The following is a 24008-nucleotide window of genomic DNA, read 5'->3' as shown; positions in this document are numbered from 1 at the left end:
GTTCGGATCTTCCTCGGCGAGCAGCGGAAGGATCTCTACCAGTTCTTCCACACGGCTCGGTCCGGGGCCGTGACCACGCGATTCATGCCATGCGGAGCCGTGCTGGGCGCAAACCCACGGCCTCCGCCGCGGCAAATTCGCTCCGGCAGAGAGGGAACGCATCGTGACATTCACCGCCGTGGGGACGGCGCCCGCCTCCTCGCACACCGAGCAGATCAGCAGGGCATTTCCGCGGCACGGCGCACCCGACCCGGTGGCGCGGGAGGCCCTGCTGAGCCGGCTGCACGCCTACTACGTGGCCTACATGGGCGGCCCCGAGGATTTCGCCGCCATCCCGCGGCTCAACGCGGACCACGAGATCGTCGAGATCGAGAACGCCTGGCTGGCGTGGGAGGACGCGCAGGTCGACACCGCGACGCTGCCCGAGACCGGCGCGGCCTTCCACGACTGGTTCCTGGAAGTCGCGGCACAGCACACGCAGCCGGAATTCTGCGACTACCTGGCCCATGAGGCGAGCCTGGAGGAGATGGCGCTCTTCTTCATGGGAGAGGAGCTCGTCGACAGCAAATTCGACGACCTCATGGCCATGGTGCAGATCGGCACGGAGGGGAAGACCAAGCTCACCATCGCCGAGAACTACTGGGACGAAATGGGGGAGGGGGAACTCGACCACGTCCACACCCGCATGTTCGAGCACTCCGCCGTCTATATGCGCAAACAGCTGGCCGAGGCCGGCATCGGCCGCGAGGCGCTGTTCTGCCCCGAAGCCTTCGAGAACGCCAGCATGCTCCTGATGTACGGCATCCACCGCCACCTCAACCCCCGTGCGCTCGGGGCGATGGGGGTGCTGGAGCAGAGCGCCTCCCCGCGCTTTCAGGCCATGGTCGACGGCTGCAACCGGCTCGGCGTGCCCGGGGACGTCATCGACTACCAGCGCGTACACGTCCATGTCGACGCCGACCACGGCGCCGAATGGTTCGAGGGCGTCTTCCTGCCGCTGGTCGGCCGTTCCCCGGAACTCCTGCGGGAGATCTCCCTCGGCGTCGCCACCCGGGTCCGCGTGGCCAACGCCTATTACCGGCGGATCTGGGATGCCATGCGCGCTTTGCCGCAGCGAGGGGCAGGTCGATGACCACCGCGGCGTCGCAGAATTCACCCGGATTACTCTTCCGCAAGAGCCGGGTCTCGGGCCGGGACGAGGCGGTCTTCACCTTCAAGCTGGTTCTCGCCGTCGGCCTCGCCGTGGCCTGCGGGTATCTCGCAATGAGTTCGAATTGGCTCCTCGCGCTGGCCGGTGCACTGCTGCTCGGCGCGGTATACACCCATATGGTGGAACTCCAGCACCAGTGCCTGCACCATTCCTCTTTCCGGTCCGCCAAACTCCACCGGCTGGTGGGAATCCCCCTCGGCATTCCGCTGCTGGTCTCCTACAGCCACTACCGGGTCCGGCACTTGCAGCACCACCGGTATCTGGGCACCCCGCAGGACTCCGAGTTCTTCGGATTCGACACCCGCAAACCGATCACCTCGGGGCTGCTGCTGCGCGGCCTGCTCGACTACCCGCGGATCGGCGCCGTCCTGCGCGACGTGCTGCGCAGCTGGTCCGGCAACTGGTCCTACGACATCGGCCAGATCGCCGAGCGGCGGCGCAAGGAGATCATCGCCGAGTACCGGGTGTTCGGCCTCGTCGTGGCCGCCGCCGTGGTCGCCGCCGCCCTCGGCTTCGGCGGGCCCGTCCTGCGGCTGTGGGTGCTCCCGCTGGTCTTCGCCGTGCCCCTGCACTTCCTGGTGGAGCTGCCGGAGCACCTGCTGTGCGAGACCAGCACCACGGATGTGCTGCGCAACACCCGCTCGATCCGCGGCAGTTGGCTGACCACCTGGTTCACCAACGGCAACAACCTCCATGTCGAGCACCACGCGGCGATGGTCGTACCGATCAACAGACTCCGGGAACGCCACGCCGAGGTCCAGGAGCTGGCCGTGTACGTCGAGCGGAACTACGCCGGCTTCTTCCGCAAAGTCGCCGCCGTCGCCTGGGAGAACCGCAAGGGGACCGCCGGCGCCGAGCCCGAGAGGAGCGTCTGATGACGGGCGAGCGAAGGCCCGGAGACCGAGGGCCCGGAGACCGGGGGCCAGGCGGTCGAGGGTCCGACGGCCGGAGGCTCAAGGTCTCGATCGCGGGCAGCGCCGCGCGCCACGCCGCCCTGCTGTGCGACGAGGCCGTGCCCGACGCGATACGGATGTCCTGCGTCGGGAACACCGTCCGGATCGAAGTGCCCGAAGCGGACTTCTGCGTCCGCCTGGAGGCGGTGTCGGACGACGTGACGCGGCTCCGCTTCCACGTCACCTTCCGGGAGGACAAGCCCGCGGGCGGCACCTGGTGGTCGAGCCGGGAGATCGAGGTCCCCGCCGGTCCGGGAACCGCCCTGGTGGGACGGGCCCTGGCCGCCGAGATACGCCGCAGCCGGGACACGTTCACGCACGCGGTCAGCGAGGCGCAGTCCCTCGCGTGCACGGCCTGAGCGCAGGGCCGGGGCCGGGCCGAGGGCGGCCGGGCCCCGGCCCGCCACCGCGTTCGACGGCACTGAGTGCCACACTGGATGTGTGCTGAAACGATCTATCGACGGAACGGCTCAGGCCTGGGCGGCGCTCGGCGGGGACCCCGCGCTCCCGGCGGCCATCAGCTACCAGGGCCCCGACGACGTACTCCCCGCGCGGCTGCCCGTCAGGGAACTCGCACGATCGACCGTCGCCGTCGCCTCGCTCGCCGCGGCCGAACTCGCCGCCGCCCGCGGCGGCGGCCCGCTCCCCGCGGTCCGGGTCGACGACGGCGCGGTGGCCACCGCCTTCGTCAGCGAGCGCCACCTGCGGATCGACGGCCGCGGCGGCTCGACCTTCGCGCCCCTGTCCCGGTTCTGGCGCACCGCCGACGGCTGGCTGCGCACCCACGCCAACTACCCGCACCACCGCGCCCGGCTGATCGCCGCCCTCGGCCTCGACGCCGACGCGGACGACGAGCGGCTGGCCGAACAGGCCGCCGCCGAACTCGCCGGCCGCGAGGCCGAGCAGGTACAGGAGGCGGTCTACGCGGCGGGCGGCCTCGCCGTCGCCGTCCGGGGACCGCTGAACTGGGCCGAACACCCCCAGGGCAGGGCGGTCGCCGGCCACCCCCTGCTCACCCTCGACCGGATCGGCGAGGCCGCCGCCCGTACGCTCGCGCCCGCGCCGTCCCGGCCCGCCGAGGGGCTGCGCGTCCTCGACCTCACCCGCGTCATCGCCGGCCCCGTGGCCACCCGCACCCTCGCGCTGCTCGGCGCGGACGTGCTGCGCGTCGACGCCCCGCAGCTCCCGGAGAGCCAGGCCGCCCACTCCGACACCGGCTTCGGCAAGCGGTCCGCCGTCCTCGACCTCGGCGACACCGCCGACCGGGCCGTCTTCGAGGAACTGCTCGCCACCGCCGACGTCGTCGTCACCGGCTACCGGCCCGGCGCGCTCGACCGGCACGGCCTGGCGCCCGAAGCGCTCGCCGAGCGCCGCCCCGGCCTGATCGTCGCCCAGCTCAGCGCCTGGGGCCCGTACGGACCGTGGGGTGAGCGGCGCGGCTTCGACTCCCTCGTGCAGGCCGCGAGCGGCATCGCCGCCATCGAGGCGGACCGCGACGGCCACCCCGGCGCGCTGCCCGCCCAGGCGCTCGACCACGGTACGGGCTATCTGCTCGCCGCCGCCGTGCTGCGCGCGGCCACCCTCCGGCAGGCGTCGGGCGGCTCGTACGTGGCCCGCCTCGCGCTCGCCCAGACGGCGTCCTGGCTGGTGAACGGCGTGAAGGCGGACACCGGGGAGCCGGCCGGCGCGTACGGTCCCACGCCCTGGCTCGCCGAGGCCGACGGCCCGCTGGGGCATATGCGGTACGCGCTGCCGCCCGTCTCCTTCGACGGCGGCCCCCGCGACTTCCCCTCGCCGCCGGGACTGTGGGGCGCCGACAAACCCGCTTGGCGGTGATCGGGCGCCTTCCTAGGATGGTCCGATGCCTGAAGACGACGCGTATCTCGCGACCGGCCCCCGCGTGGGCATCCGCTTCATCGAGCGCGGTGACGGGGAGCGGTTCACGGCCCTGGCGCGGGCCAGCGTCGGGCTGCACCATCCGTGGCTGGCGCTGCCCACCACGGACGAGGCGTGGGAGACGTACGCCGACCGGCTCGACGTCCCGGACCGCGCGGGCTTCCTGATCTGCGAGCGGAAGACGGGCGAACCCGCCGGGTTCCTCAACATCAACAACATCGTCCACGGCCTCTTCCAGTGCGGGGCCGTGGGTTACGGCGCGTTCGCGCCCAGCGCGGGGCGCGGCTATATGACCGAGGGCATGGGGCTCGTACTGCGCCACGCCTTCGGGCCGCTCGGCCTGCACCGCCTCGAAGCCAATATTCAGCCGGGCAATGAGCTCTCGCTGGCGCTCGTGAAGCGGCACGGCTTCCGGCTGGAGGGGTTCTCGCCGGACTTCCTGTTCATCGACGGGGCGTGGCGGGACCATGAGCGCTGGGCGATCACCAGCGACATGCCGGTGCGCTGAGCGCTCGGCCATGGTCCTCGCGGACGGCGGGCCGGTCCGTCGGCCGCGGGTGCGTCGTGGCTCGTCGCGCAGTTCCCCGCGCCCCTTTGGGGCACCAGGTATCGCTGACCTCAGCGGGTGCGTCTCGGTCGATCGCGCAGTTCCCCGCGCCCCTGGAGGCGTCAGGTGTTGCTGACCCCTGCGGGTGCGTCGTGGCTGGGCGCGCAGTTCCTCGCGCCCCTGGGAGCGTCAGGTGTCGCTGTGACCTGCGGGTGTGTCTCGGCTGGGCGCGCAGTTCCTCGCGCCCCTTTGGGGCGTCAGGTGTCGCTGAGGGGCGTCGGCGGTCAGGTTCCGAGTAGGTGCATCAAGCCTTCCGCCAGTTCTGTGCGCCAGCACAGGTAGTCGTGGCCGCCGTTGAATTCGCGGTAGCGGACGTCGTGGCCGCCTGCCCGCAGGGCGTCGCGCAGGCGGCGGTTGGCGGGGAGGAGCACCCACTCCTGCTCGCCGGCCGAGAGGTGGAAGCGGACCGGGTGCTTCTCCTTCTCCGCGGTCGCTATGACGCGCGTCAGCCACTCGGCGTCGGGGCCGTTCGGCCACCAGAAGGAACCGGACTGGGCCAGGGCGTTGCCGAAGCGGTGCGGGGCGCGGACTGCGGCGTGCGCCGCCATCAGGCCGCCGAGGCTCTGGCCGGCCAGGACCGTACGGGCCGGGTCGGCCGTCAGCGGCCAGCGGGCCCCGGCCCACGGCAGCAGCTCGTCGGCGAGGAAGCCCACGAAGTCGTCGTTGCAGGTCAGCTCCGCCCAGCGGGCGTCGCTGCCCAGGGACTCCGGGAACAGCGCGACCAGCGGCGGAATCCGGCCGTCCGCGATCAGGTTGTCGAGCAGCGTCGCGACACCCAGGTTCGGCTGCCACATCTCGCCGTCGAAGAGGACGAGCACGGGCAGGTCGCGGTGGCCCTCGCCGGGCGGCGCGTACGCCCGTACCCGCCGCTCGTTGCCGAGGACACCGCTCGCGAACGTATGGGCGGACACCGTGCCGGCCGGGACGCCGGGGCGCGGCAGCCAGTCCGACTGGGCGGGCGCGTCGGGGAGTTCGACCACGGACACCGGCTCGCCGCCCCACCGGGGCGGGAACGAGCGGGGGTTGAGGGGGTCGCGGCGGCCCTGGCCGCGCAGCCAGGCGCGGTGCTCGGCGCCGTCGAGCCCCGCCGCCCCCTGCCCCTCGTCCACGCAGAGCGTGTACGTGGCCCGCCAGTCGCGGCGCATCCGCACCGACCAGTGCCAGATGTCGGTGCCCGGCGCCCGGCCCATGAGGTTGCGCTCCAGCGCGCGCGGGTCGGCGACCTTGTTCGGCAGCACCAGCACGGCGCGCGTCGCGTCGGAGCCGCGCCACAGGAAGGTGACCACCGCGTGGTCCGCCGAGCCCGCCGGGTCCGGCTCGATCACCGGCGTGCCCGGCAGCGAGCGCCAGAATCCGGCCACGTCCGGGCGCGGCCCGAGCGAGTCGATCAGCGGGCTGCTCACGCGCTCCACGGGCGCGGGCCGGGGGATGGGCGGCGGGCGCTTGGCCGTACCGGTCGGCGGGGCGGACACCGGCATGAACACGACCTCCGAGGGCGGGGCGAACGAGTTAGGTTCACCTTACCCAATGCGCTCCGGCAGCCCCGGCGGCCTCACCGCCCTTCGCGGCCCGCCTTCTTCACGTCCATGTCCGTGGCCTCGCAGCGCAGCTCCGCGTAGCCGTAACCGGCCTCGTCCAGCGTCTGGACCGCCCGCTCCTCCGCGAGCAGCGACGCCAGGCCGTCGCCCTCCTCGGAGTCGGCGGTGACCAGGTAGCGGAAGGCGAAGGACGTCAGGTCCGGCCCGTACCGCAATGTCCCGTTCTCGGTGAACCGCCACTGCGGCGACGTATGCGCGCCCGCCTCGGCCAGCAGCCGCTCCCGCGCCTCGCGGTCCAGGTGGTCGAACCGCCCCCGCACCGTCACCCGGTAGGTGTGTTCCGTCGCCACCGTTTCCCGCCCCTCGGGTCCTGGCCTCATCGATCTCGCGGTCGTCCTCCAGGCTAACCAGCGCACTTTGCGCAACCCTGACCGGGGGCGGCCCTGTTCACCGGGGCCGCGAGCGTGTTCCATGGTCATCGGGGGCCGCCGGGCACGGCGTGCCGGAGCGTCACCGCGAGGTGAAGCCAGACGAGGAGCGAGGTTGCCGTGGCCACGACCATCCGACGTGCCGTCCTGACCCTGCCCGCCGCACCGCTCGGGCCCGAGAACCCGCTGCCCGCCCTGCTGCCGCGCGGCCCGCACGGCGACGCGCACCGGCTCGACGCCCGGCAGCGCGCCGCCCTCCCCGCCGACATGGCCCTGCAGAGCGGCTACGCGCCGCTACGCTCCGTCCTGCCGGTCCGGCTGCGCGACGGCTACACCCGCCGCCGCGCCCCCGCCGACCTCGACGCCCTCGTCATCGAGAACGACCGGCTGCGCGCCACCGTCCTGCCCGGACTCGGCGGCCGCGTCCACTCCCTGCACCACAAGCCCACCGGACGCGAGCTCCTCTACACCAACCCGGTCCTCCAGCCCGCCGACTTCGCGCTCAACGGCGCCTGGTTCTCCGGCGGCGTCGAATGGAACATCGGCGCCACCGGCCACGGCCCGCTGTGCACCGCCCCGCTGCACGCCGCCCGCGTCCCCGCCCCCGACGGCGGCGAGATGCTGCGGCTGTGGGAGTGGGAGCGCATGCGCGACCTCGTCTTCCAGATCGACCTCTGGCTCCCCGAAGGCGCCGAGTTCCTGTACGCGGGGGTCCGCGTCCGCAACCCCGGCGAACGCACCGCCCCCGTCTACTGGTGGTCCAACACCGCCGTCCCCGAGGACGCGCGCACCCGCGTCCTCGCCCCCGCCGACGCCGCCTGGCACTTCGGCTACGACAGATCCCTGCGCCGCGTCCCCGTACCCGGCCCCGCGGACGCCGACTGCACCTACCCGCTGCGCGGCGAGTACCCCGCCGACTTCTTCCACGACATCGCGGACGGCGCGCGCCCCTGGATCGCCGCGCTCGACGGGCAGGGCCGCGGCCTCGTCCAGACCTCGACCGCCGCGCTGCGCGGCCGCAAACTCTTCCGCTGGGGCGCGGGCGCCGGCGGACGCCGCTGGCAGCGATGGCTGACCGAGCCCGGCGCCGGCGGCTACGCCGAGATCCAGGCGGGCCTCGCCCGCACCCAGCTGGAGCACGTACCGCTGGCGCCCGGCGGCGAGTTCAGCTGGCTGGAGGCGTACGGGCCGCTGGCCGCCGACCCCGCCGCGACCCACGGCGACGACTGGGCGGCGGCGCGCGCCGAGGCCGAGCACCGGCTCGAAGCCGCCCTGCCGCGCGCGGAGGTGGACGCCGCGTACGCCGCCTGGCTGCCGTACGCCGACACCGAACCCAAGGAGAGCCTGGCCGCCGGCTCCGGCTGGGGCGCGCTCGAAACCGAACGCGGCGGCTACCGGCTGCCCGGCACCCCCTTCGACGCCGCGACGCTCGGCCCGCAGCAGGCCCCCTGGCTGGAACTGCTGCGCACCGGCGGACTGCCGCCGCACCCCCGGCACCTGCCGCCGGGCCCCTCGCTCGTCGGCCCGCACTGGCGCGAGCACCTGGAGGCGGCGCGGCCCACCCCGGAGGTCCGCTACCACCTCGGCGTCGCCCAGTGGCACGCCGGCGACCGCTCCCAGGCCGTCCGCAGCTGGGAGCGGTCGGCCGGGGACCACTGGCCGTCGCTGCGCTGCCTGGCCGTCGCCGACCAGGAGTGCGGCCATCCGGAACGGGCCGCCGAACGCTGGCTCCAAGCGTTCCGGGACGCCGGCGACCGCTGCTGCGACGGCGCCGAGCAGCGGGCCGCGCTCGCCGCGCTCGGCCAGGAGGCGGCCACCGCGCTGCTCGCCGGCGGCCGTCCGCGGGACGCGGCGGAGGTGCTCGACGCGCTGCCCCGCGCCACCCGCGACCGCGGCCGTTTCCGGCTGCTCGCCGCCCGCGTCCTGCTGGCCCGCGGGGACGCGCCCGCCGCACGGGAGATCTTCGACCGGGGCTTCGAGGTGGACGATCTGCGCGAGGGCGACGAGGTGCTCGGCGACACCTGGTACGCCATCGCCGAGCACCTCGTCGCGGGCGGCGGGCCGGTCACCGACGAGGTCCGCGAGCGGGCGCGGGCCGAGCACCCGCTGCCGGAGGACTACGACTTCCGGATGCGGCCCATGTGACGGGAGCGCTCCGACGATGGCGCAGAAGGTGCTTTATCGGGCACGGGGCCGGGAAATATCCTCACGGACGCTCCATATGTCCGTCAGGTATCCGTCCCTCGCGTGCCGATACCGGCATGTGTCCCGTCGTCAGGAGTACCGGCCATGCCCGCGCACCCCCGCCCGCAGCGCCCCGACGACAGCGCCCGGCGGCGCGGTCGGCTCCGGCCCGCGGTCGCCGCCGGCAGCGGCATCCACAAACCGCTGCCGCCCGGCCTCTTCAACGTCCGCGGCACCAACGCCGAGACCCTGCCCGCCGCCCTGCGCCACACCGGCTACCACACCCCCAACGACCGGTTCTTCGTACGCAACCACACCACGACGCCCCGGCTGTCCGCCGCGGACTGGCGGCTCACGGTCTGGGGCGACGGGCTGCGCGGCGGGCCCGTCCGCTTCGGCTACGCCCAGCTGCTGGCCCTGCCCGCCGTGACCCGCGCCGCCTGCCTCGAATGCGCCGGCAACGGCCGCAGCTACTTCACCAGCCAGCAGGGCGACGACGTCACCGGCACCCCCTGGACGCTCGGCGCGGTCGGCGCGGCCCGCTGGCGCGGCGCCCGGCTCGCGGACGTCCTGCGCCTCGCCGGGATCCGGCCCGAGGCCGTCGACGTCATGCCGCGCGGCCTGGACGACCCCTACGTCTACGACGGCGTCGACTACGGCCGGGTGCGCCGCCCGATGCCCGTGGCCAAGGCGCTCGACGACGTGATCCTCGCCTACGAGATGAACGGCGAACCCCTCCCGTACGACCACGGCTACCCGGTCCGGATCATCGCCCCGTCCTGGGTGGGCGTGGCCTCCACCAAATGGGTCGGCGACATCGAGGTCTCCACCCGGCCGCTCAGCTCCCCGTGGACCACCGAGTTCTACCGCCTCTTCGGGCCGGACCACCCGCCCGGCGGCGCGCCGATGACCGTACTGCCCGTCCGCAGCGCCTGGGAGATCGACGCCGGGGCGGCCCTGTCCGCCGGCGTCACGCACCGGCTCACCGGGCGCTCCTGGTCGGGCGGCGGGGGAGTGGCGCGGGTGGACGTCAGCACGGACGGCGGCGCGCACTGGAGCGCCGCGCGGCTGCGCGACGAGCCGTGCGGGAACGGCTGGGTGCGCTGGGAGACCCAGTGGCGGCCCCGCGGGACGGGCCCCGCCGAACTCCTCGCGCGGGCCACGGACACGGCGGGCCGCACCCAGCCCGACCGGTCCGTGCCCAACACCCAGGGCTATTTCTTCGACGCGGTCGTGCGATGTCCGGTGACCGTCGTCCGACCCTGATCTTCCCCCGGCTCAGGCCGCGGCCGGTTTGCGGTCGACGTACTCGAAGATCGAGCCGTCCGGGTGGCGGGCCACCAGATTGCGGCCGATGGGCGACGGCACCGGCCCCGCGATGACCTGCGCGCCCACTGCCCGCAGGTCGTCGACCGCGACGTCCACGTCCGCCACCGCGATCGTCGCGGTGATCTTCCGGAGGATCGACAGCTCCGCCTCCGGGCCGCTCATCAGGAAGAAGCAGCCGACGGCCGCGACCGAGACGGCGCCGCGCTGGAAGCGCTGCGCCTCGACCCCCGTGAGCCGTTCATACACACCGATCGCGGCATCCAGATCGTTCACGCACACCCGCAGCGAGGTCCCCATAATGTCCATACGGAACAGCCTAGTTGGGGAAGATCACACGCGGCAGAGGAGCTCGCCGTTCAGCACCCCGAACCAGGCGTCCGGCTGCCGGCCCCACTCGCGCCACGCCTCGGAGACCTCGGCCAGCTCCTCCTCCGTGGCGTGCCCGCCCTCCACCGCGACCCGCGCGTACGAGGAGGCGACGGTGCGGTCCGCCCACAGCCCGCTCCACCACGCGATCTCCTCGGCCGTGGCATAGCACCAGACCGACGCCGACGCCGTGACGCCGGCGAGCCCCGCCTGCCGCGCCCAGGACAGCAGCCGCCGGCCCGCGTCCGGCTCGCCGCCGTTGGCGCGGGCCACCCGCCGGTAGAGGTCCAGCCACCGGTCGAGGGCCGGCGGCTGCGGATACCAGGTCATGGCGGCGTAGTCGGCGTCCCGTACGGCCACGATCCCGCCCGGTTCGCAGACCCGCCGCATTTCGGCCAGCGCCCGCACCGGGTCCCCGACGTGCTGGAGCACCTGGTGGGCGTGGACCACGGAGAAGGAGTCGTCGGGGAAGTCCAGTTCGTGCACGTCGCCGACCGCGAAGTCGACGTTGTCCAGGCCGCGTTCGCGCACCGTGTCGCGCGCCTGCTCCAGCACCCCGGCCGCGGCCTCCAGCCCCGTGACGCGGCCCTGCGGCACCAGCTCCGCGAGGTCCGCGGTGATGGTGCCGGGGCCGCAGCCGACGTCCAGGATCCGCATGTCCGGCGTGAGGGAACCGAGCAGGTAGGCCGCGGAGTTGGCGGCGGTGCGCCAGGTGTGCGAGCGGAGCACCGACTCGTGGTGCCCGTGGGTGTAGACGGCGGTCTCCTGCGGCATGACGTCCTCCTCGACCTGCGTGAAGCGATGCCCGTCACCGTACCCACGGATCTCGAATCGCGAGAGGGGCGTCTCATCATGCGGTCGGTGCGGTCGACGGCGAGGGGCGCGCCCCTCGCCCGCCCGTCACTCCTCCACCAGCCGGTACACCACCAGCGCCTCGTTCTCCTTCTCCAGCGTCAGCCGCTCCGGGCACGGCATGACCTCCCCGTCGAAGGCCAGATGCGTGCCGCGCCGCACCCCGCCGATCCGCAGCTGCCGCTCCCGCGCCGAGCCGAGCACCGGCGAGTGCTTCAACGCCCCCGTCAGCGCCGCCGTCAGCAGCCGCGTACGGGCCAGCCGGCCGCCGTACACCGCCCGTACGTCCAGCACCCCGTCCGCGAGATCGTGCCGCCGCACCGGGGCCAGCCCCAGGCCGCGGTAGGTGCAGTTGCCGACGAACAGCAGCCACAGCGAGCGCCGCCGCCCGTTCACCGCCACCTCGATCGGGGTCGCCGTGCGCAGCACGTGCACCGCCGCCAGCACCCCCGCAGGCCAGGCCCCGATCCGCGGCGCCCAGCGCTCACGCACCCGCACCAGCTCCGGATAGGCCCCGATGGAGAAGGTGTTGAGGAAGTACTCCCCGTCCCCGAACCGCGCCAGGTCCACCGCCATCGCCTCGCCGCGGCTCACCGCCCGGCACGCGTCGGCGACCGTCTCGATGCCGAGGTCGTACGCGAAGTGGTTGCGCGTGCCGCCCGGCAGCACCGCCAGCGGCAGCCCGTGCCGGACGGCGGCGGTGGCGGCGGCGTTCACGGTGCCGTCCCCGCCGAACACGCCCAACGCGCCGCTGAGTTCACGCGCCCGTTCCGCCGCCGCGTCCACCGTCTTGACCAGCGACTCGCCCTCCTCAGCCGAGCACTCGACGATCTCCGCCTGGGGGAGCGCGTCGCGCACCTCCTGGGCCCGGTCCGGGCGGGTCGACGTCCGCTGCCCGGAGCCGGCGTTGGTGACCACGACCAGCCCGCGGCCCTCCGGCAGCGCGGGGGCGTCGGCCTGCGGCCGGGCCGGGGGCGCGAGCTGCGAGCGCGTCGGCGCGAACCCGCGCACCGCGTAGGCCGCGCCGGCGCCGAGCGCGGCGCCCGCCAGCACATCGCCCGGGTAGTGGACGCCGGTGTAGACGCGGGAGAAGCAGACGGAGGCGGCGAGCGGCGCGAGCGCCAGCCCCCACCAGCGATTCTCGAACGCGACGCCGGTCGCGAAGGCGACCGCCGAGGCCGCGTGCCCCGACGGGAAGGAGGTGGTGAACGGCTGCCGGGCGAGCTGTCGTATCACCGGCACCGAGTCCAGCAGCGGCCGCCGCCGCCCCACCGAACGCTTGCCCAGCGTGTTCACGGTGGCCGAGGCCGCGGCGAGCGAGACCACGCCGCGCACGGCGGCCCGCCGGGCGGGCCGGCCCCCGAGCGCCGCGGCGCCGGCGGCGATGCCCAGCCACAGCACGCCGTGGTTCGCGCTGCGGGAGAGCCCCGGCAGCACGCGGTCACCGCCCGGCCAGTGCCGGGAAGCGACCTGGTGGAAGACCGTGCGGTCCCATGTACTCAACGGATTTCGCATGCGCGACGTCTACCCCGGCGAACCGCCGGGATGCGGCACCGACACCAGGGGCCGGGGGCGGCGCCGCGTGCTCATGGCCGCTCGCGCGCGTTCAGGCCGACGCGCTGCCCGGCCAGGCGTTGGGAGAGGCGCGGCTGATGTCGGCCAGCGTCGAGCCGGGATCCTGCTCCCGTGGGAGGTCCCCGAGGCTGATCACGCCGAGCGGCCGGCCGTTCTCGACGACCGGCAGCCGCCGTACGGAGTGCTCGCGCATCAGGCGTACGGCCGCCCGTACCTCCTCCTCGGGGCCGACCGTCACCGGTTCGCGGGTGCACACGGAGTGGCAGCTGACCGTGAGCGGGTCCACGCCGTCGGCGACGGCGCGCAGGGCGATGTCGCGATCGGTGAGCACGCCGAGGAGCCGCCCGCCCTCGGCGATCAGCACATCGCCGATGCCCTGCGAACGCATCAGCTGGGCGGCCTCCACCAGTGAGGCGTCTGGGGAGACCGAGGCGATCGTCGGTGTCATGACGTCCTTTACGAACTGGGCCATCTCTGTTCGACCTCATATCGGTTTCTCGGTGGTTCCCTTCCGTGCCGGCCCGCCGCGGTACCCGCGACGCGCGGGTGAGCACGTCGGAGCCGGATTGCGTGGAGCGGGTACCCGAGACGGCGTCATCGACACGAGCGGATCGCGACGGCCCGCCGGGGTCGCAGCCGCCGGGCCGCGCGGGGACAATGGCGGCATGGCTGATGCACAGCACAACCCGCTGCTCACCCGGCACGCCGAGGCCCTGGACCTGTTCACCGAGCGGCTGGGCGCCGTGCGGCCCGATCAGTGGGACGCGCCGACGCCGTGCGCCGAGTGGACCGTACGCGACCTCGTCAACCACCTCACCGTCGAACAGCTCTGGGTGCCGTCGCTGGTCCGCGAGGGCTCGTCCACCGACGCGCGGGGCGACGCGTTCGACGGCGACCAACTGGGCGACGACCCGGCGACGACCTGGGTACGGGCCGCGTCGGCGGCCCGTGCGGCGTTCTCGGAGCCGAACGCCCTGGAGCGCACGGTCCATCTGTCCTACGGCGACAGCTCGGCCGCCGACTACTGCGCGGAGATGACCACCGACGCCGTGGTGCACTCCTGGGACCTGGCACGCGCCATCGGCGGCGACGAGCGGCTGCCGGGCGAGCTCGTCTCCTTCGCGGCCCGCCAAGTGGCGCCGCACGCCGCCGACCTGTCCAAGACCGGCTACTTCGCGGAGCCGGTGGAGCCGCCGCCCGGCTCCGACCCGCAGACCAAGCTCCTGTGCCTGCTGGGCCGCCGGCCCTGATCGGCCCTGATCCGCACAGGGCTCCGTACGGGCCGTTCCGACGGCCCGTACGGACACCCGCGGACGGTCGGCGTCAGCCGCCCGACTTGTCGAACTCCCGCGTGAACGCCTCGCGGAACGCCTTGAGGTCATCCGGCTTGCGGCTGGTGATCAGCGTGTTGGGACCGCCGGTGCACACCTTGACCTGCTCGTCCACCCAGGTGCCGCCCGCGTTGCGGATGTCGGTCGCCAGGCTCGGCCACGAGGTGAGGGTCCGGCCGCGCACCACATCGGCCTCGACCAGCGTCCACGGCGCGTGGCAGATCGCCGCGACCGGCTTCCCCGCGTCGAAGAATCCCTTCGTGAACGCGACGGCCCGCGCGTCCATCCGCAGCGCGTCGGGGTTGGCCACGCCGCCCGGCAGCACCAGCCCGTCGTAGTCCGCCACCTTCGCCTCGTCCAGGGTCCGGTCCACGGCGAACGTGTCCGCCTTGTCGAGATGGTCGAACGCCTGGATGCGGCCGGACTCCGTCGACACCAGCTCGGGCGTGCCGCCCGTGTCGAGCACGGCCTGCCAGGGGTCGGTCAGCTCGATCTGCTCGACGCCTTCGGGCGCCACCAGAAACGCGATGCGCATGATGCTCACTCCCTTGACACGGTGCGCGCGGTTCCCCGCGCACGGTGGATCTCCTACGAACGTAGGCGAGGCGGGGCCATCCCGACACCCGACGGCCGGCGCCGCCCCGCGGTCACGGGTGTCCGCCGAGACGGAGAGGAAAACCCCGTTTGGACCCCGAGCGGCGGGGCACCCGAATACATGTGCTTCGGACTGGAGGCACGCCCGTGGGAGCGGATCATCGCTCCAGGCGTGCTCTGTCCGCCTCGCGCAGCCGGCTCCCGCGGTGCTACCACCACCCACCGCTGAGGAGACCAGCAATGGCCACCGCGATCACGGTACGCACGCACCGCCGTCACCCCCATGACGACGCCCCCGACACCATGGACGACTTCCGCCGCATCGTCGCCATGCCCGACGGCCCCGAGAAGGAGGAGCTCCAGCAGCGCGTCGTCCGCGCCTGGATCCCGATGGCCGAGCGTCTGGCACGGCAGTTCCGCAACCGCGGCGAGTCCGTCGAGGACCTTCGGCAAGTGGCGCTGCTGGGCCTGGTGAAGGCCGTCAAGCGGTACGACCCGGACCGCGGCACCGCCTTCGAGAGCTTCGCGGTGCCCACCATCGTCGGCGAGGTCAAGCGGCACTTCCGCGACCACATGTGGGGCCTGCACGTCCCGCGCCGGGTGCAGAACCTCCGCAACCGCGTGCGCGCCGCCAGCCACGAGCTGACCCGCTCGCTCGACGGCCGCGGCCCCAGCGTCGCCGCCCTCGCGAACCACACCGGCCTCACCGAGGAGGAGGTGCTGGTCGGCCTGGAGGCGATGGAGAGCTTCACCACCCTCTCCCTGGACGCCGAACTGCCGGGCGCCGAGGACGGCTACTCCCTCGCCGACACCCTCCGCTCGCCCGAGCACGGCTTCGACCTCGTCGTGGACCGCGAGTCCCTCAAGCCCAAGCTGCGCGCCCTGCCCGAGCGCGAGCGGGACATCCTCTACATGCGGTTCTTCTGCGACATGACGCAGAGCCGGATCGCCGACCAGCTCGGCATCTCCCAGATGCACGTGTCCCGGCTGATCAGCCGCACCTGCAACCGGCTGCGCCGCCAGGTGCTCCAGGAGGCCGCGTGAATCCACGGGGCCCGCGAGGGCCACGGGACAGGCGGGAGGCGAGGCGGCGTCAGGAGGCGGCCTCCGCGGCGTCGCGGCCCCGAGCCGGCTCGACGGCCGCGACCGCCAGCGCCACATGCCGGGATATCCGGTCCACCACCCCTGCCTCCGCCATCTCGAACGCGGGCCGCGCGCCCGAGCGCAGCAGCGTCAGCGCGCCCCGTACCGGCGCCGTCGGGTCGGGCCGCAGCGGTACGCACACCAGCGAGGTGACCTCCGCCCGTACGAGCAGCGCGGCCCCCTCCCGGTCGCGGCCGAAGAGCTCCGGATCGTCCGGCCGCACCTGGAGCGCCGACGTCCCGGCGGCCGTCGCCTCGACCACCAGCGGGCAGTCGGCCGGGTTTCCCTCGGCCACCGCCGCGCGGAGCCCGTCCGCCTGGGAAGGCCCCAGCACCACGACCCGGCGCAGCGTGCCGCCGTCGTTGAGGTCGCCCACCACCCAGTCCGCGAACCGGCCGTGCAGCACCCGCGCCACCCGCTCCAGCACCTCGGCCGGGCCGCTCGCCCCCCGCTCCAGCAGCGCCGTCGCCATCGCGTCGAGGAGGTCCAGCAGCTCGGCGTGGCGGGTCACTTCCGCCAGGTACGGGCCGGTCGCGGAGGCCTGGGCCGCGGTGCGCGCGGCTTTCGCGACGGCCGGCGCGGGGACCGTGCGCTCGCCGTCGGCGGCGGGCTGGAAGACGGCCAGCACCGCGTTCCGCAGCTCGCCCGGCGGCCGCAGCGCCGTCAGCGTCACCCGCAGGGCCGCGCCCGCACGGCCGCCGGGCAGGTGCACCAGCAGGCTGCGCGCCCCCTCGCCGCGCGCGACGGCCGCGACCTGACCGCGCAGCGCCGCCCGGCCGTCGTGCCGCAGCGAACCCGTCAGCCGCCGGCCCGTCGCGAACCCCGCCCGCATCCCGAACAGCTGGGTCGCCGCGAAGTTGAGCCGCCGCACGACCGTCTCCCGGTCGAGCAGCGCCACCGCCATCGGCATCCGCTGGAACAGCGCCCGCAGCAGCTGCTGCTCCTGCCCGCTCTGCCCGCGCACGCCCTCCGTGCTGCCGCGCGCCGCCGCGGCCAGCTCCTCGTAGCGCGGCCACAGGACGTCCGCCGCGTGCTCCAATTCGAACAGTGCGGCGTCCAGCGCGGACAGCCGCTCCTGCGCGGGCAGCGCCCGCGCGGTGCGCAGTTCGTCGACGCGGCTGCGGAAGTCCGCCAGTTCCGCACCGAATTCCTCAGCCCCGGTCATGGGGCACACGTTAGCCCGGTCAGGTGACGGCCAGCCCAGCAGATCCGGCCTGTTGTCCGCCGGCCGTCGCCCTCCGTTTGTTTCCCGGACGGGCCGGGCGGGCAGCGGGACAGTTAGGGCACGGGAGCAACGAATCGAACGCGAAGGGACTGAGCCACCCCATGCCGGACCGTATGAGCACCTCAATCGCGCAGGTCGCCGGCGCATCCGAATACGGCGCGGAGTCCCTGGACCGCGGCCTCGCCCACCTCGCCGAACAGGCCGCGTGGTGCGCCCCCGACAGCTGCGGCGCCACCGTCACCGCCGTCGCCGACGGCTCCGAGGACGCGTCCACGGCCGCCACCCACCCCGACCTGTCGACCCTGGTGACAGCCCAGTTGGAGACGGGCGAGGGCCCCATCCCGGCCGCGCTCGACTCCGGCCGGGAGGCCGCCGCCGACGACCTCCTCCACGACCGCCGCTGGCCCGCCTTCCGGGCCCGCGCCCTCGACGTCGGCGTACGCTCCAGCGCCACCCTCGTCTTCAGCCGCGACGCACTCACGGTCACCCTCAGCGTCTACGGCTTCCGCCCCGGCCCGCTGCCGCAGGAGGCCCACGAGGCCACCGAAATGCTCGGCGACCTCGCCCTCACCAACTTCGTCCGCGACCGCCGCTACCGCCGCGCCCTCGCCGAGGTCGACCAGCTCGACACGGCGCTGCGCCGCCGCCCGGTCGTCGACCAGGCCTGCGGCATCGCCATGTACGTCCTCGGCTGCGACGCGGAGGAAGCCTTCGACCTGCTGCGCCGCCACTCCCAGCGCGCCAACCGCAAGCTCGCCGACCTCGCCGAGGTCGTCGTACGCACCCGCGGCCACGGCCTGGAGGGCGAACTGCGCAAACTCCGCCGCGAGGCCGGTCCGGCTGCCGCCGATGCCGCCGCCCCCGAGGCCGGGGCGCGCCCGGCGGGGTCCTGAGGGGCGCGTCGCCCCCCAGCACCGGCTGCCCTGACCTGGGCGTTTCCTCCGGTCGCGGTTGACCCCGCGCCCGTATCCGCGGGGTCTGGGAAGGTGGAAGGGACCGCACTGCGCCGACGGCCCGCCCCCTACTCGCAGCCGGAGGTCCGGATGCAGCCCATCGCCCCGGCCCCCGCCCCGCCCGAGTGCGGGCTGCCCGTCCTCGCGGAGCTCGCCGAGCAGCTCGCGGCGGCGGCCGGCCGGGCCGGGCCGGAGCCCGCCGGGGGAGGGCCCGCGCTGCGCGCCGCCGGCTGCGGGTACTTCGCGCGGCGCGGCCTGTGGACCGATGAGGGACAGCTGGTCGCGGCGCCCGGCGCCCAGCCCCTGCTGCTCGCGCTGCTCGCCTCCGTCGGCGGCGACGTGCTGCTGACCCGCCCCTGCGCGGCCTGGTACACGCCGGTGGCACGCCTCGCGGGCGGGGCCTCGTACCACGTCCCGGTGCCGGCCGAGTGCGGCGGCGTGCCCGACCCGTTCGCGCTGCTGGAGACCGTACGGCGGATCCGCGGCGAGGGCGGCAGGCCGCGCGCCCTGGTGCTGTCCGTCGCCGACGACCCCACCGGGACGCTCGTGCCGCCCGAGACGCTGCACGAGGTGTGCGAGGCGGCCGAGGCCGAGGAACTGCTGATCATCAGCGACGAGACCTGGCGGGACACCCGCTACGACGCCCACGGCACCATGGTCGTCGGCCCCGCCGAGATGCGCCCCGACCACACCGTCGTCCTCACCGACCTCGCCGGCTGCCTCGCCCCCGCCGCCTGGCCGGCCGCCCTCGCCCGCCTCCCGGACACCGCGTACGGCCGGGCCCTGCGCGCCCGTACGCTCTCCACCTGCGCGGCCGTACGGGCGCAGTTCGCGCCCCCGGTCGCCGCGGCGGCCGCGCACGCGCTCGACGAGCCGGAGCCGGTACGGGCCCGGACGGCCGCCGCCGCCCGGCTCTTCGGGGCCCTGGCCACCGCCGCGTACGGCCGCCTCACCCTCGCGGGCGCCCTCTGCCGGCCGCCGCAGGCCGGGCCGTTCCTCTACGCCGACCTCGGCGAGCTGCGCTCCGCGCTCGCCGCCCGCGGCATCACGGACTCCGTCGAGCTGGAGGACCACCTCAGCGCCCGCCTCGGCAGCCTCACCCCCGGCGCCCACCGCTTCGCCGACACCCCCGACGCGCTGCGCGTCCGCTTCTCCCCCCTGGCCCTGCTCCCCGACGACGCGGCCCGGCAACGAGCCCTCGACGCCGCCGCACCCCTGCAATCACCGGACGTCGCACGGGCCCTGGCCGCCTTCGGCGCGGTGCTGGGGGAGCTGGCGGGGGGCTGAGGCCCGCCTGCTCGCCGCCTGAGTGACGCCGTGCCCGTGCCCGGCCGCCGTCTCCATGCCGCGCCGCCACCGCAGCCGTGTCGCGCGCGGCCGCGACCATCGTCGCCTCGCGGAGCTGTCGGCGCCCGGCTGCCGGCGGCCGCCCGAGCCGGCCGCCGCCCGCACGCGGCGCCGCCCCCGCCGCCGTCACCGCTGCCGCACCCGCCGCCAGACCGTCGGCGCCGCGCTGACCAGCAGCGTCAGGCCGACCGCCGTCGCCACGCCCTCCCATGGGCGGGGGAAGAGGGAGCCCCCGAGGATGCCGATCAGCTGGTACGTGGCGGCCCAGGCCAGGCAGGCGGGGATGTCGCCGCGGATGAAGCGGCGCATCGGCATGCGGGAGAGGAGGCAGGCCAGCATCACCGGGATGCGACCGGCCGGCATCAGGCGGGAGAGGACGAGCACGGCGACGCCGTGCTCGTCCAGTTTCGTCCGGGCCTGGGCGAGGCGCTCCGGGGCGGCGCGGTCGCGCAGGCGCTCCAGCCAGCGGGAGCCGTTGCGGGAGCGGACGCCGCGCCGGCCGAGCCAGTAGAGGGCGATGTCGCCGAGGAACGCGCCGAAGGACGCGACGCCGAAGACCACCAGCAGGGCGAAGGGGTCGGTCTGGTGGATGGCCACCACGGCGGCGGAGCTGACCACGGCCCCCGTAGGAACCACCGGCACCAGGGAGCCCAGGAACACCAGCAGGAACAGCGACGGGTACCCCACCGCCTGCTGCGTCGACTCCGGCGGCACCTGGCGCGCCAGTTCCGCCAGGGCCATGCGGCCGTTCACCCGTCGGCCCCCAGCCGTACGCTCTCGCCGTGCCCGAGCCGGTGCACGGCGGCGCGCGGCGCGAGCCGGGCCGCGTGCCGTACGAAGTCGTCGCCCGGCGCGTGGAATTCGTGCGGGCGCACCGCGTCCATGCCGATCGGCCAGTACGTGCCGTAGTGCACCGGCACCGCGTCGCGCGCCGCGAGGCGGCCCAGCGCGAGCGCCGCCCGGCCCGCGTCGAGATGGTCGCGGCCCAGGAACGGCCCCCAGCCGCCGACCGGGAGCAGCGCCACGTCCACCGCCCCCACCGCCTCCGGCATCCCGTCGAAGAGCCCGGTGTCGCCCGCGAAGTACGTGGCCGCCTCGCCGCGCACCACATAGCCGAGCGCGGGCGCCCGGTGCGGCCCGTACGGCAGCCGGCGGCCGTCGTGCGCGGCCGGCACCGCCCGTACGACGACGTCCCGCACCCGGACCTCGTCGCCCGCCGTCACCTCGGTGACCCGCAGCCCCCGCTCCGCCGCCGCCCTCCGCAGCCCCGGCACGGCGCGGCCCGCGCCGCGCGGCACCACGAGCCGGGTGCCGGGCGCGAGCCGCCGCAGCGAGGCCGGGTGCAGGTGGTCGGCGTGCAGGTGGGAGACGAGCGCGAGGTCCGCGACCGCCGCGGCGGGCGGCGGCACCGGCCCCCGGCGGCGGCGCAGATGCGCGAGGCGGCGGGCGAAGAGGGGGTCGGTCAGCACCCGCACCCCGGAGTCCTCCACCGTCGTGGTGGCATGACCCCACCAGGTGATCTCGACCGGCACCCGCTGCCTCCCGTCCTGTCCGTCGGTGTTCGTAGGTGTTTCTCGGTGTTTCTCGGTGTTCGCGTTCCGGTTGAGCGTAGTTCAGTCCGGTTCGCGCGCGAATTCCTCCCGCCGCCTCCCGCGTCCACCGCAAGAAAGCCCTCGGCGACCGCGCCGAACAGGAAGTAAGGTGTGCCGAGTTGACGGAACAGCGGTTCGATTGGTGGGCATTTCGCAGTGGTGGACGTCTCGCGCCTGGCGGTGTGGAGCGCGGAGGGCTATGACAGCGCCCGCCCCCGGCTCGTACCGCACCTCAACGCCTTCTACGAGGTCGCCGTCGAGCTGGCGGCGGCGGGCGAGCGGCCCGCGCCGCGCGTGCTCGACCTCGGCGCCGGTACCGGCCTGTTCGCCTGCGGCCTGGCCTCGGTGCTGCCCGAGGCCACCTTCGACCTCGTCGACTCCTCCGAGCAGATGCTGGCGGCGGCCCGGCCCGCGCTCGACCTGTTCGCGGTGGGGCACACCCCGCACGTGCGGGACCTGCGGGAGGCGCTGCCGCCCGGCCCGTTCGACATCGTGGTCTCCGCCCTCGCCATCCACCAGCTGCCCCGCCCCGACCAGCGGCGGCTGTACGGGCGGGTCCGGGAGGTCCTCGCGCCGGGCGGCGTGTTCGTCAACGCGGAGCAGGTCGCCGGGCCCGATCCGATGCTGGACGCGCTGTACGGCGAGGTGTGGCTGCGCGAGGCGGCGGACCGGGGCGCGAGCGGCGCGGAGATCGACGCGGTGCGCGAGGAGCTGGTGCGCGGCGCGCCCGCCCCGGTCGCCGACCATCTGGCGTGGCTCGCGGAGGCGGGCTTCGACGGCGCGGACTGCTTCTACAAGCGGTACGGCTTCGCGGTGCTGGCCGGGTGGGGCTGAGGGCCCCGTACGGGCCGGGAGATGTTCCCTCCGTGGCGAAGTTAGGTTAGCCTAACCTTGCATCGGAAGGGGTGGGCATGTCAGTGACCGCGGCGACCGGAATCCCGGCGGCCGAACGCGAACGGGCCGTCAGGCCATGGCTGTTGATGATCCTGGCCTGCGGGGCGCAGTTCCTCGTCGTCCTCGACGCGACGATCATCTCCGTCGCCCTGCCGCCCATCGCCCGCGACCTCGGATTCTCGGCCTCCTCCATCGGCTGGGTCGTCACCGCCTACACCCTCGCCTTCGCCGGCTTCCTGCTCCTCGGCGGCCGGCTCGCCGACCTCTTCGGCACCCGCGCCATGTACCTCACCGGCCTCGGCGTCTTCACCGCCGCCAGCGTCGGATGCGGAGTGGCCGGCGGCGCCGGCTGGCTCGTCGCCGCCCGCGCCGTCCAGGGGATCGGCGGGGCGCTGCTCATGCCGACCACCCTCACCATCGTCCACCAGGCGTACGCCGAACCGCAGCGCCGGGCGCGGGCCCTCGGACTGTGGTCCATGGTCGGCGCGGTGGGGGCCGCCGCCGGCACCCTGTGCGGCGGGGTGCTGACCGACACCCTCGGCTGGCGCTGGGTCTTCCTGGTGAACGTGCCCATCGGCGCCGTCGTCCTCGTCCTCGCCGCGCTCGCCCTCGCCCGCCGGGCCCGCACCGACGCCGCCCGGCAGCCCCTCGACATCACCGGCGCGCTGCTGGTCACCAGCGGCCTCGTCGCGCTCGTCTACGGCGTGGTCTGCTTCGGCGGCGACGGGGGAGCGGCCCGGGGCGGCTGGTTCCTCGGGGCAGCCGCGGTGCTGCTCGCCCTCTTCCTCATCAGCCAGCACAAATGGGCGCGCAGCCCGCTCGTACCGCTGCGGATCTTCACCCACCCCTCCGTGAGCAGCGCCAACGCGGTCATGTTCGGCCTGGGCCTCGGCTATCTCGCCAGCCCCGTGCTGATCTCGCTCTACCTCCAGAACGTCCAGCACTTCTCGCCGCTCCGCGCCGGGCTCGGCTTCCTGCCCGCGGCCTTCGCGGTGATGATCGGCGCCCAGTTCGCCGGGCGGCTCACCCCGCGCTGGGGCCCCCGCCGCACGGCCTTCACCGGCCTCGTCCTGGTGTCGGCCGGGTTCCTGCTGCTCTCCCGGCTCGGCCCGCACACCGCGTTCTTCCCCTCCGTCGTGCTGCCCGTCGCGCTCTTCGGCCTCGGTGCGGGCCTCGCCTTCACCCCCATCACGGTCGCCGCCACCGGCGGCGTGGACCCCGCCATGACCGGCCTCGCGTCCGGGCTGCTCAACACGGTCCGCCAGGTCAGCACGGCGCTGGGCATCGCCGGCTTCTCCGCCGTCGCCAACACCCGCACCGGCGGACACGGCTACGGCCTCGCCTTCCTCCTGGCGGGCGTCATCGCGGCGCTCGCGGCCGCCGGGGCCGCCACCCTGATGCCGGGGCGCAGGCCCCGCGTCACCCCGAGTACTGGCTGAGATCGATGGCGTGCACCAGCAGCGGGAAGCCGTAGACCGGGTGCGTCGTCTCGCGCTCCAGCTCCATGCCGAGCTTGCGCATGACGTTCCCGGACGCGGTGTTGCCCTCACGGTGAATGCTGATCACCCGGTCCAGCCCCCGGTCCTGGAGGGCGAACTCCAAAGTGGCCTGCGCCCCCTCCGACGCGTACCCCTGTCCCCAGAACTGCCGGCCCAGCCGCCACCCGATCTCGACCTCGTGCTCCACCTCCGGCAGGAACGACGGAACGGACAGCCCCACGAACCCGGCCAGCTCCCCGGAGGCCAGCAGCTCGACGGCGAACAGCCCGAAGCCCTCGTCGTCCCACTCCTCCTCCCACCGCTCCACGGCCTCGGCCGTCTCCGCCCGGTCCCGGACCGAACCGTCCCCGATCCACCGCATGACCTGCGGATCGGCGTTGATCTCGGCCATCGGGCCGAGGTCGTCCTCGTGCCAGCGGCGGAGCAGAAGTCGGGGGGTAAGGATCTCAGTCACGGCGCTCATCCTGCCCGGCGCGCGCGCCGCGATGCCAG

General features: G+C 74.5%; 24 protein-coding genes. 13 read left to right on the top strand and 11 right to left on the bottom strand.

The window, feature by feature from the left end:
• The first annotated feature begins 163 nt into the window (after positions 1–163).
• From AB0I49_RS19785 to AB0I49_RS19765, 5 genes are all read left to right on the top strand, one after another.
• A complete protein-coding gene (locus AB0I49_RS19785) occupies positions 164–1132 on the top strand; it encodes an iron-containing redox enzyme family protein (RefSeq protein WP_363228290.1) in 969 nt (322 codons plus the stop codon).
• A complete protein-coding gene (locus AB0I49_RS19780) occupies positions 1129–2085 on the top strand; it encodes a fatty acid desaturase (protein ID WP_363228289.1) in 957 nt (318 codons plus the stop codon). Before AB0I49_RS19785 ends, AB0I49_RS19780 begins: the two co-directional genes overlap by 4 nt.
• On the top strand, positions 2085–2522 hold the full coding sequence (locus tag AB0I49_RS19775) for a hypothetical protein (protein ID WP_363228288.1): 438 nt from the start codon (positions 2085–2087) through the stop codon (positions 2520–2522). The genes AB0I49_RS19780 and AB0I49_RS19775 overlap by 1 nt, the downstream gene beginning before the upstream one ends.
• 82 nt (positions 2523–2604) lie before the next feature.
• Positions 2605–3999 carry a CoA transferase gene (locus tag AB0I49_RS19770; protein WP_363228287.1) on the top strand — a complete coding sequence of 465 codons (1395 nt, stop codon included), beginning with the start codon at positions 2605–2607 and terminating at the stop codon, positions 3997–3999.
• Positions 4000–4024: 25 nt separating this feature from the next.
• Positions 4025–4567: a GNAT family protein gene (locus AB0I49_RS19765; RefSeq protein ID WP_363228286.1), complete on the top strand. Its 543-nt coding sequence runs from the start codon at positions 4025–4027 to the stop codon at positions 4565–4567.
• A gap of 323 nt (positions 4568–4890) precedes the next feature.
• Here AB0I49_RS19765 and fes read toward each other — a convergent pair whose 3' ends face one another.
• On the bottom strand, positions 4891–6144 hold the full coding sequence (gene fes / locus AB0I49_RS19760) for an enterochelin esterase (RefSeq protein WP_363228285.1): 1254 nt from the start codon (positions 6142–6144) through the stop codon (positions 4891–4893).
• A gap of 74 nt (positions 6145–6218) precedes the next feature.
• The gene (locus AB0I49_RS19755) at positions 6219–6554 is read right to left on the bottom strand and encodes a DUF6204 family protein (RefSeq protein ID WP_363228284.1); all 336 of its coding nucleotides are present in this window, start codon (positions 6552–6554) and stop codon (positions 6219–6221) included.
• 198 nt (positions 6555–6752) lie between these two features.
• Here AB0I49_RS19755 and AB0I49_RS19750 point away from each other — a divergent pair, with 198 nt between their 5' ends.
• Together AB0I49_RS19750 and AB0I49_RS19745 are read left to right on the top strand one after the other, a co-directional pair.
• A complete protein-coding gene (locus AB0I49_RS19750; protein WP_363228283.1) occupies positions 6753–8777 on the top strand; it encodes a DUF5107 domain-containing protein in 2025 nt (674 codons plus the stop codon).
• A 144-nt stretch (positions 8778–8921) separates the two neighbouring features.
• Positions 8922–10082 carry a sulfite oxidase gene (locus AB0I49_RS19745; protein ID WP_363228282.1) on the top strand — a complete coding sequence of 387 codons (1161 nt, stop codon included), beginning with the start codon at positions 8922–8924 and terminating at the stop codon, positions 10080–10082.
• A 12-nt stretch (positions 10083–10094) separates the two neighbouring features.
• On the opposite strand, the gene AB0I49_RS19740 is transcribed toward AB0I49_RS19745, so the two are convergent.
• The 4 genes from AB0I49_RS19740 to AB0I49_RS19725 all read right to left on the bottom strand — a co-directional run bounded on the left by AB0I49_RS19740 (position 10095) and on the right by AB0I49_RS19725 (position 13410).
• Positions 10095–10451, bottom strand: coding sequence for a VOC family protein (locus tag AB0I49_RS19740; RefSeq protein WP_363228281.1), 357 nt, complete (start codon positions 10449–10451; stop codon positions 10095–10097).
• A gap of 24 nt (positions 10452–10475) precedes the next feature.
• Positions 10476–11285: a class I SAM-dependent methyltransferase gene (locus tag AB0I49_RS19735; RefSeq protein WP_363228280.1), complete on the bottom strand. Its 810-nt coding sequence runs from the start codon at positions 11283–11285 to the stop codon at positions 10476–10478.
• Between the two features lie 126 nt (positions 11286–11411).
• Positions 11412–12878 carry a phosphatase PAP2 family protein gene (locus tag AB0I49_RS19730; protein ID WP_363228279.1) on the bottom strand — a complete coding sequence of 489 codons (1467 nt, stop codon included), beginning with the start codon at positions 12876–12878 and terminating at the stop codon, positions 11412–11414.
• 91 nt (positions 12879–12969) lie between these two features.
• The gene (locus AB0I49_RS19725; RefSeq protein ID WP_363228278.1) at positions 12970–13410 is read right to left on the bottom strand and encodes a CBS domain-containing protein; all 441 of its coding nucleotides are present in this window, start codon (positions 13408–13410) and stop codon (positions 12970–12972) included.
• A 193-nt stretch (positions 13411–13603) separates the two neighbouring features.
• On the opposite strand from AB0I49_RS19725, the gene AB0I49_RS19720 reads away from it, so the two are divergent.
• Entirely contained in the window at positions 13604–14188 is a 585-nt protein-coding gene (locus tag AB0I49_RS19720) for a TIGR03086 family metal-binding protein (protein WP_363228277.1), read from the top strand.
• A 73-nt stretch (positions 14189–14261) separates the two neighbouring features.
• Here the strand turns inward: AB0I49_RS19720 and AB0I49_RS19715 are convergent, their stop codons facing one another.
• Complete coding sequence (locus tag AB0I49_RS19715; protein ID WP_363228276.1) at positions 14262–14804, bottom strand: type 1 glutamine amidotransferase domain-containing protein; 543 nt, start codon at positions 14802–14804, stop codon at positions 14262–14264.
• Between the two features lie 299 nt (positions 14805–15103).
• On the opposite strand from AB0I49_RS19715, the gene AB0I49_RS19710 reads away from it, so the two are divergent.
• On the top strand, positions 15104–15907 hold the full coding sequence (locus AB0I49_RS19710) for a SigB/SigF/SigG family RNA polymerase sigma factor (RefSeq protein WP_363228275.1): 804 nt from the start codon (positions 15104–15106) through the stop codon (positions 15905–15907).
• 49 nt (positions 15908–15956) lie between these two features.
• Here the strand turns inward: AB0I49_RS19710 and AB0I49_RS19705 are convergent, their stop codons facing one another.
• The gene (locus AB0I49_RS19705; protein WP_363228274.1) at positions 15957–17171 is read right to left on the bottom strand and encodes a PAS domain-containing protein; all 1215 of its coding nucleotides are present in this window, start codon (positions 17169–17171) and stop codon (positions 15957–15959) included.
• 173 nt (positions 17172–17344) lie between these two features.
• Between AB0I49_RS19705 and AB0I49_RS19700 the strand changes: the two genes are divergently transcribed.
• Both AB0I49_RS19700 and AB0I49_RS19695 read left to right on the top strand, forming a co-directional pair.
• The gene (locus AB0I49_RS19700; RefSeq protein WP_363228273.1) at positions 17345–18124 is read left to right on the top strand and encodes an ANTAR domain-containing protein; all 780 of its coding nucleotides are present in this window, start codon (positions 17345–17347) and stop codon (positions 18122–18124) included.
• Positions 18125–18274: 150 nt separating this feature from the next.
• Complete coding sequence (locus AB0I49_RS19695) at positions 18275–19471, top strand: aminotransferase class I/II-fold pyridoxal phosphate-dependent enzyme (protein ID WP_363228415.1); 1197 nt, start codon at positions 18275–18277, stop codon at positions 19469–19471.
• Between the two features lie 186 nt (positions 19472–19657).
• On the opposite strand, the gene AB0I49_RS19690 is transcribed toward AB0I49_RS19695, so the two are convergent.
• Together AB0I49_RS19690 and AB0I49_RS19685 are read right to left on the bottom strand one after the other, a co-directional pair.
• Positions 19658–20272, bottom strand: coding sequence for a DedA family protein (locus AB0I49_RS19690; protein WP_363228414.1), 615 nt, complete (start codon positions 20270–20272; stop codon positions 19658–19660).
• An 8-nt stretch (positions 20273–20280) separates the two neighbouring features.
• Positions 20281–21063 carry an MBL fold metallo-hydrolase gene (locus AB0I49_RS19685; RefSeq protein WP_363228272.1) on the bottom strand — a complete coding sequence of 261 codons (783 nt, stop codon included), beginning with the start codon at positions 21061–21063 and terminating at the stop codon, positions 20281–20283.
• A gap of 216 nt (positions 21064–21279) precedes the next feature.
• Here AB0I49_RS19685 and AB0I49_RS19680 point away from each other — a divergent pair, with 216 nt between their 5' ends.
• Together AB0I49_RS19680 and AB0I49_RS19675 are read left to right on the top strand one after the other, a co-directional pair.
• The gene (locus AB0I49_RS19680) at positions 21280–21957 is read left to right on the top strand and encodes a class I SAM-dependent methyltransferase (protein ID WP_363228271.1); all 678 of its coding nucleotides are present in this window, start codon (positions 21280–21282) and stop codon (positions 21955–21957) included.
• Between the two features lie 77 nt (positions 21958–22034).
• A complete protein-coding gene (locus AB0I49_RS19675; protein WP_363228270.1) occupies positions 22035–23456 on the top strand; it encodes an MFS transporter in 1422 nt (473 codons plus the stop codon).
• On the opposite strand, the gene AB0I49_RS19670 is transcribed toward AB0I49_RS19675, so the two are convergent.
• A complete protein-coding gene (locus AB0I49_RS19670) occupies positions 23437–23970 on the bottom strand; it encodes a GNAT family N-acetyltransferase (protein WP_363228269.1) in 534 nt (177 codons plus the stop codon). The genes AB0I49_RS19675 and AB0I49_RS19670 overlap by 20 nt on opposite strands.
• Between the last annotated feature and the right edge of the window lie 38 nt (positions 23971–24008).

This window comes from Streptomyces sp. NPDC050617 (assembly GCF_040654795.1).
GTDB lineage: Bacteria > Actinomycetota > Actinomycetes > Streptomycetales > Streptomycetaceae > Streptomyces.
Note: the sequence above shows the minus strand (reverse complement) of the source record. Positions and strands in the feature narration are given on the sequence as shown.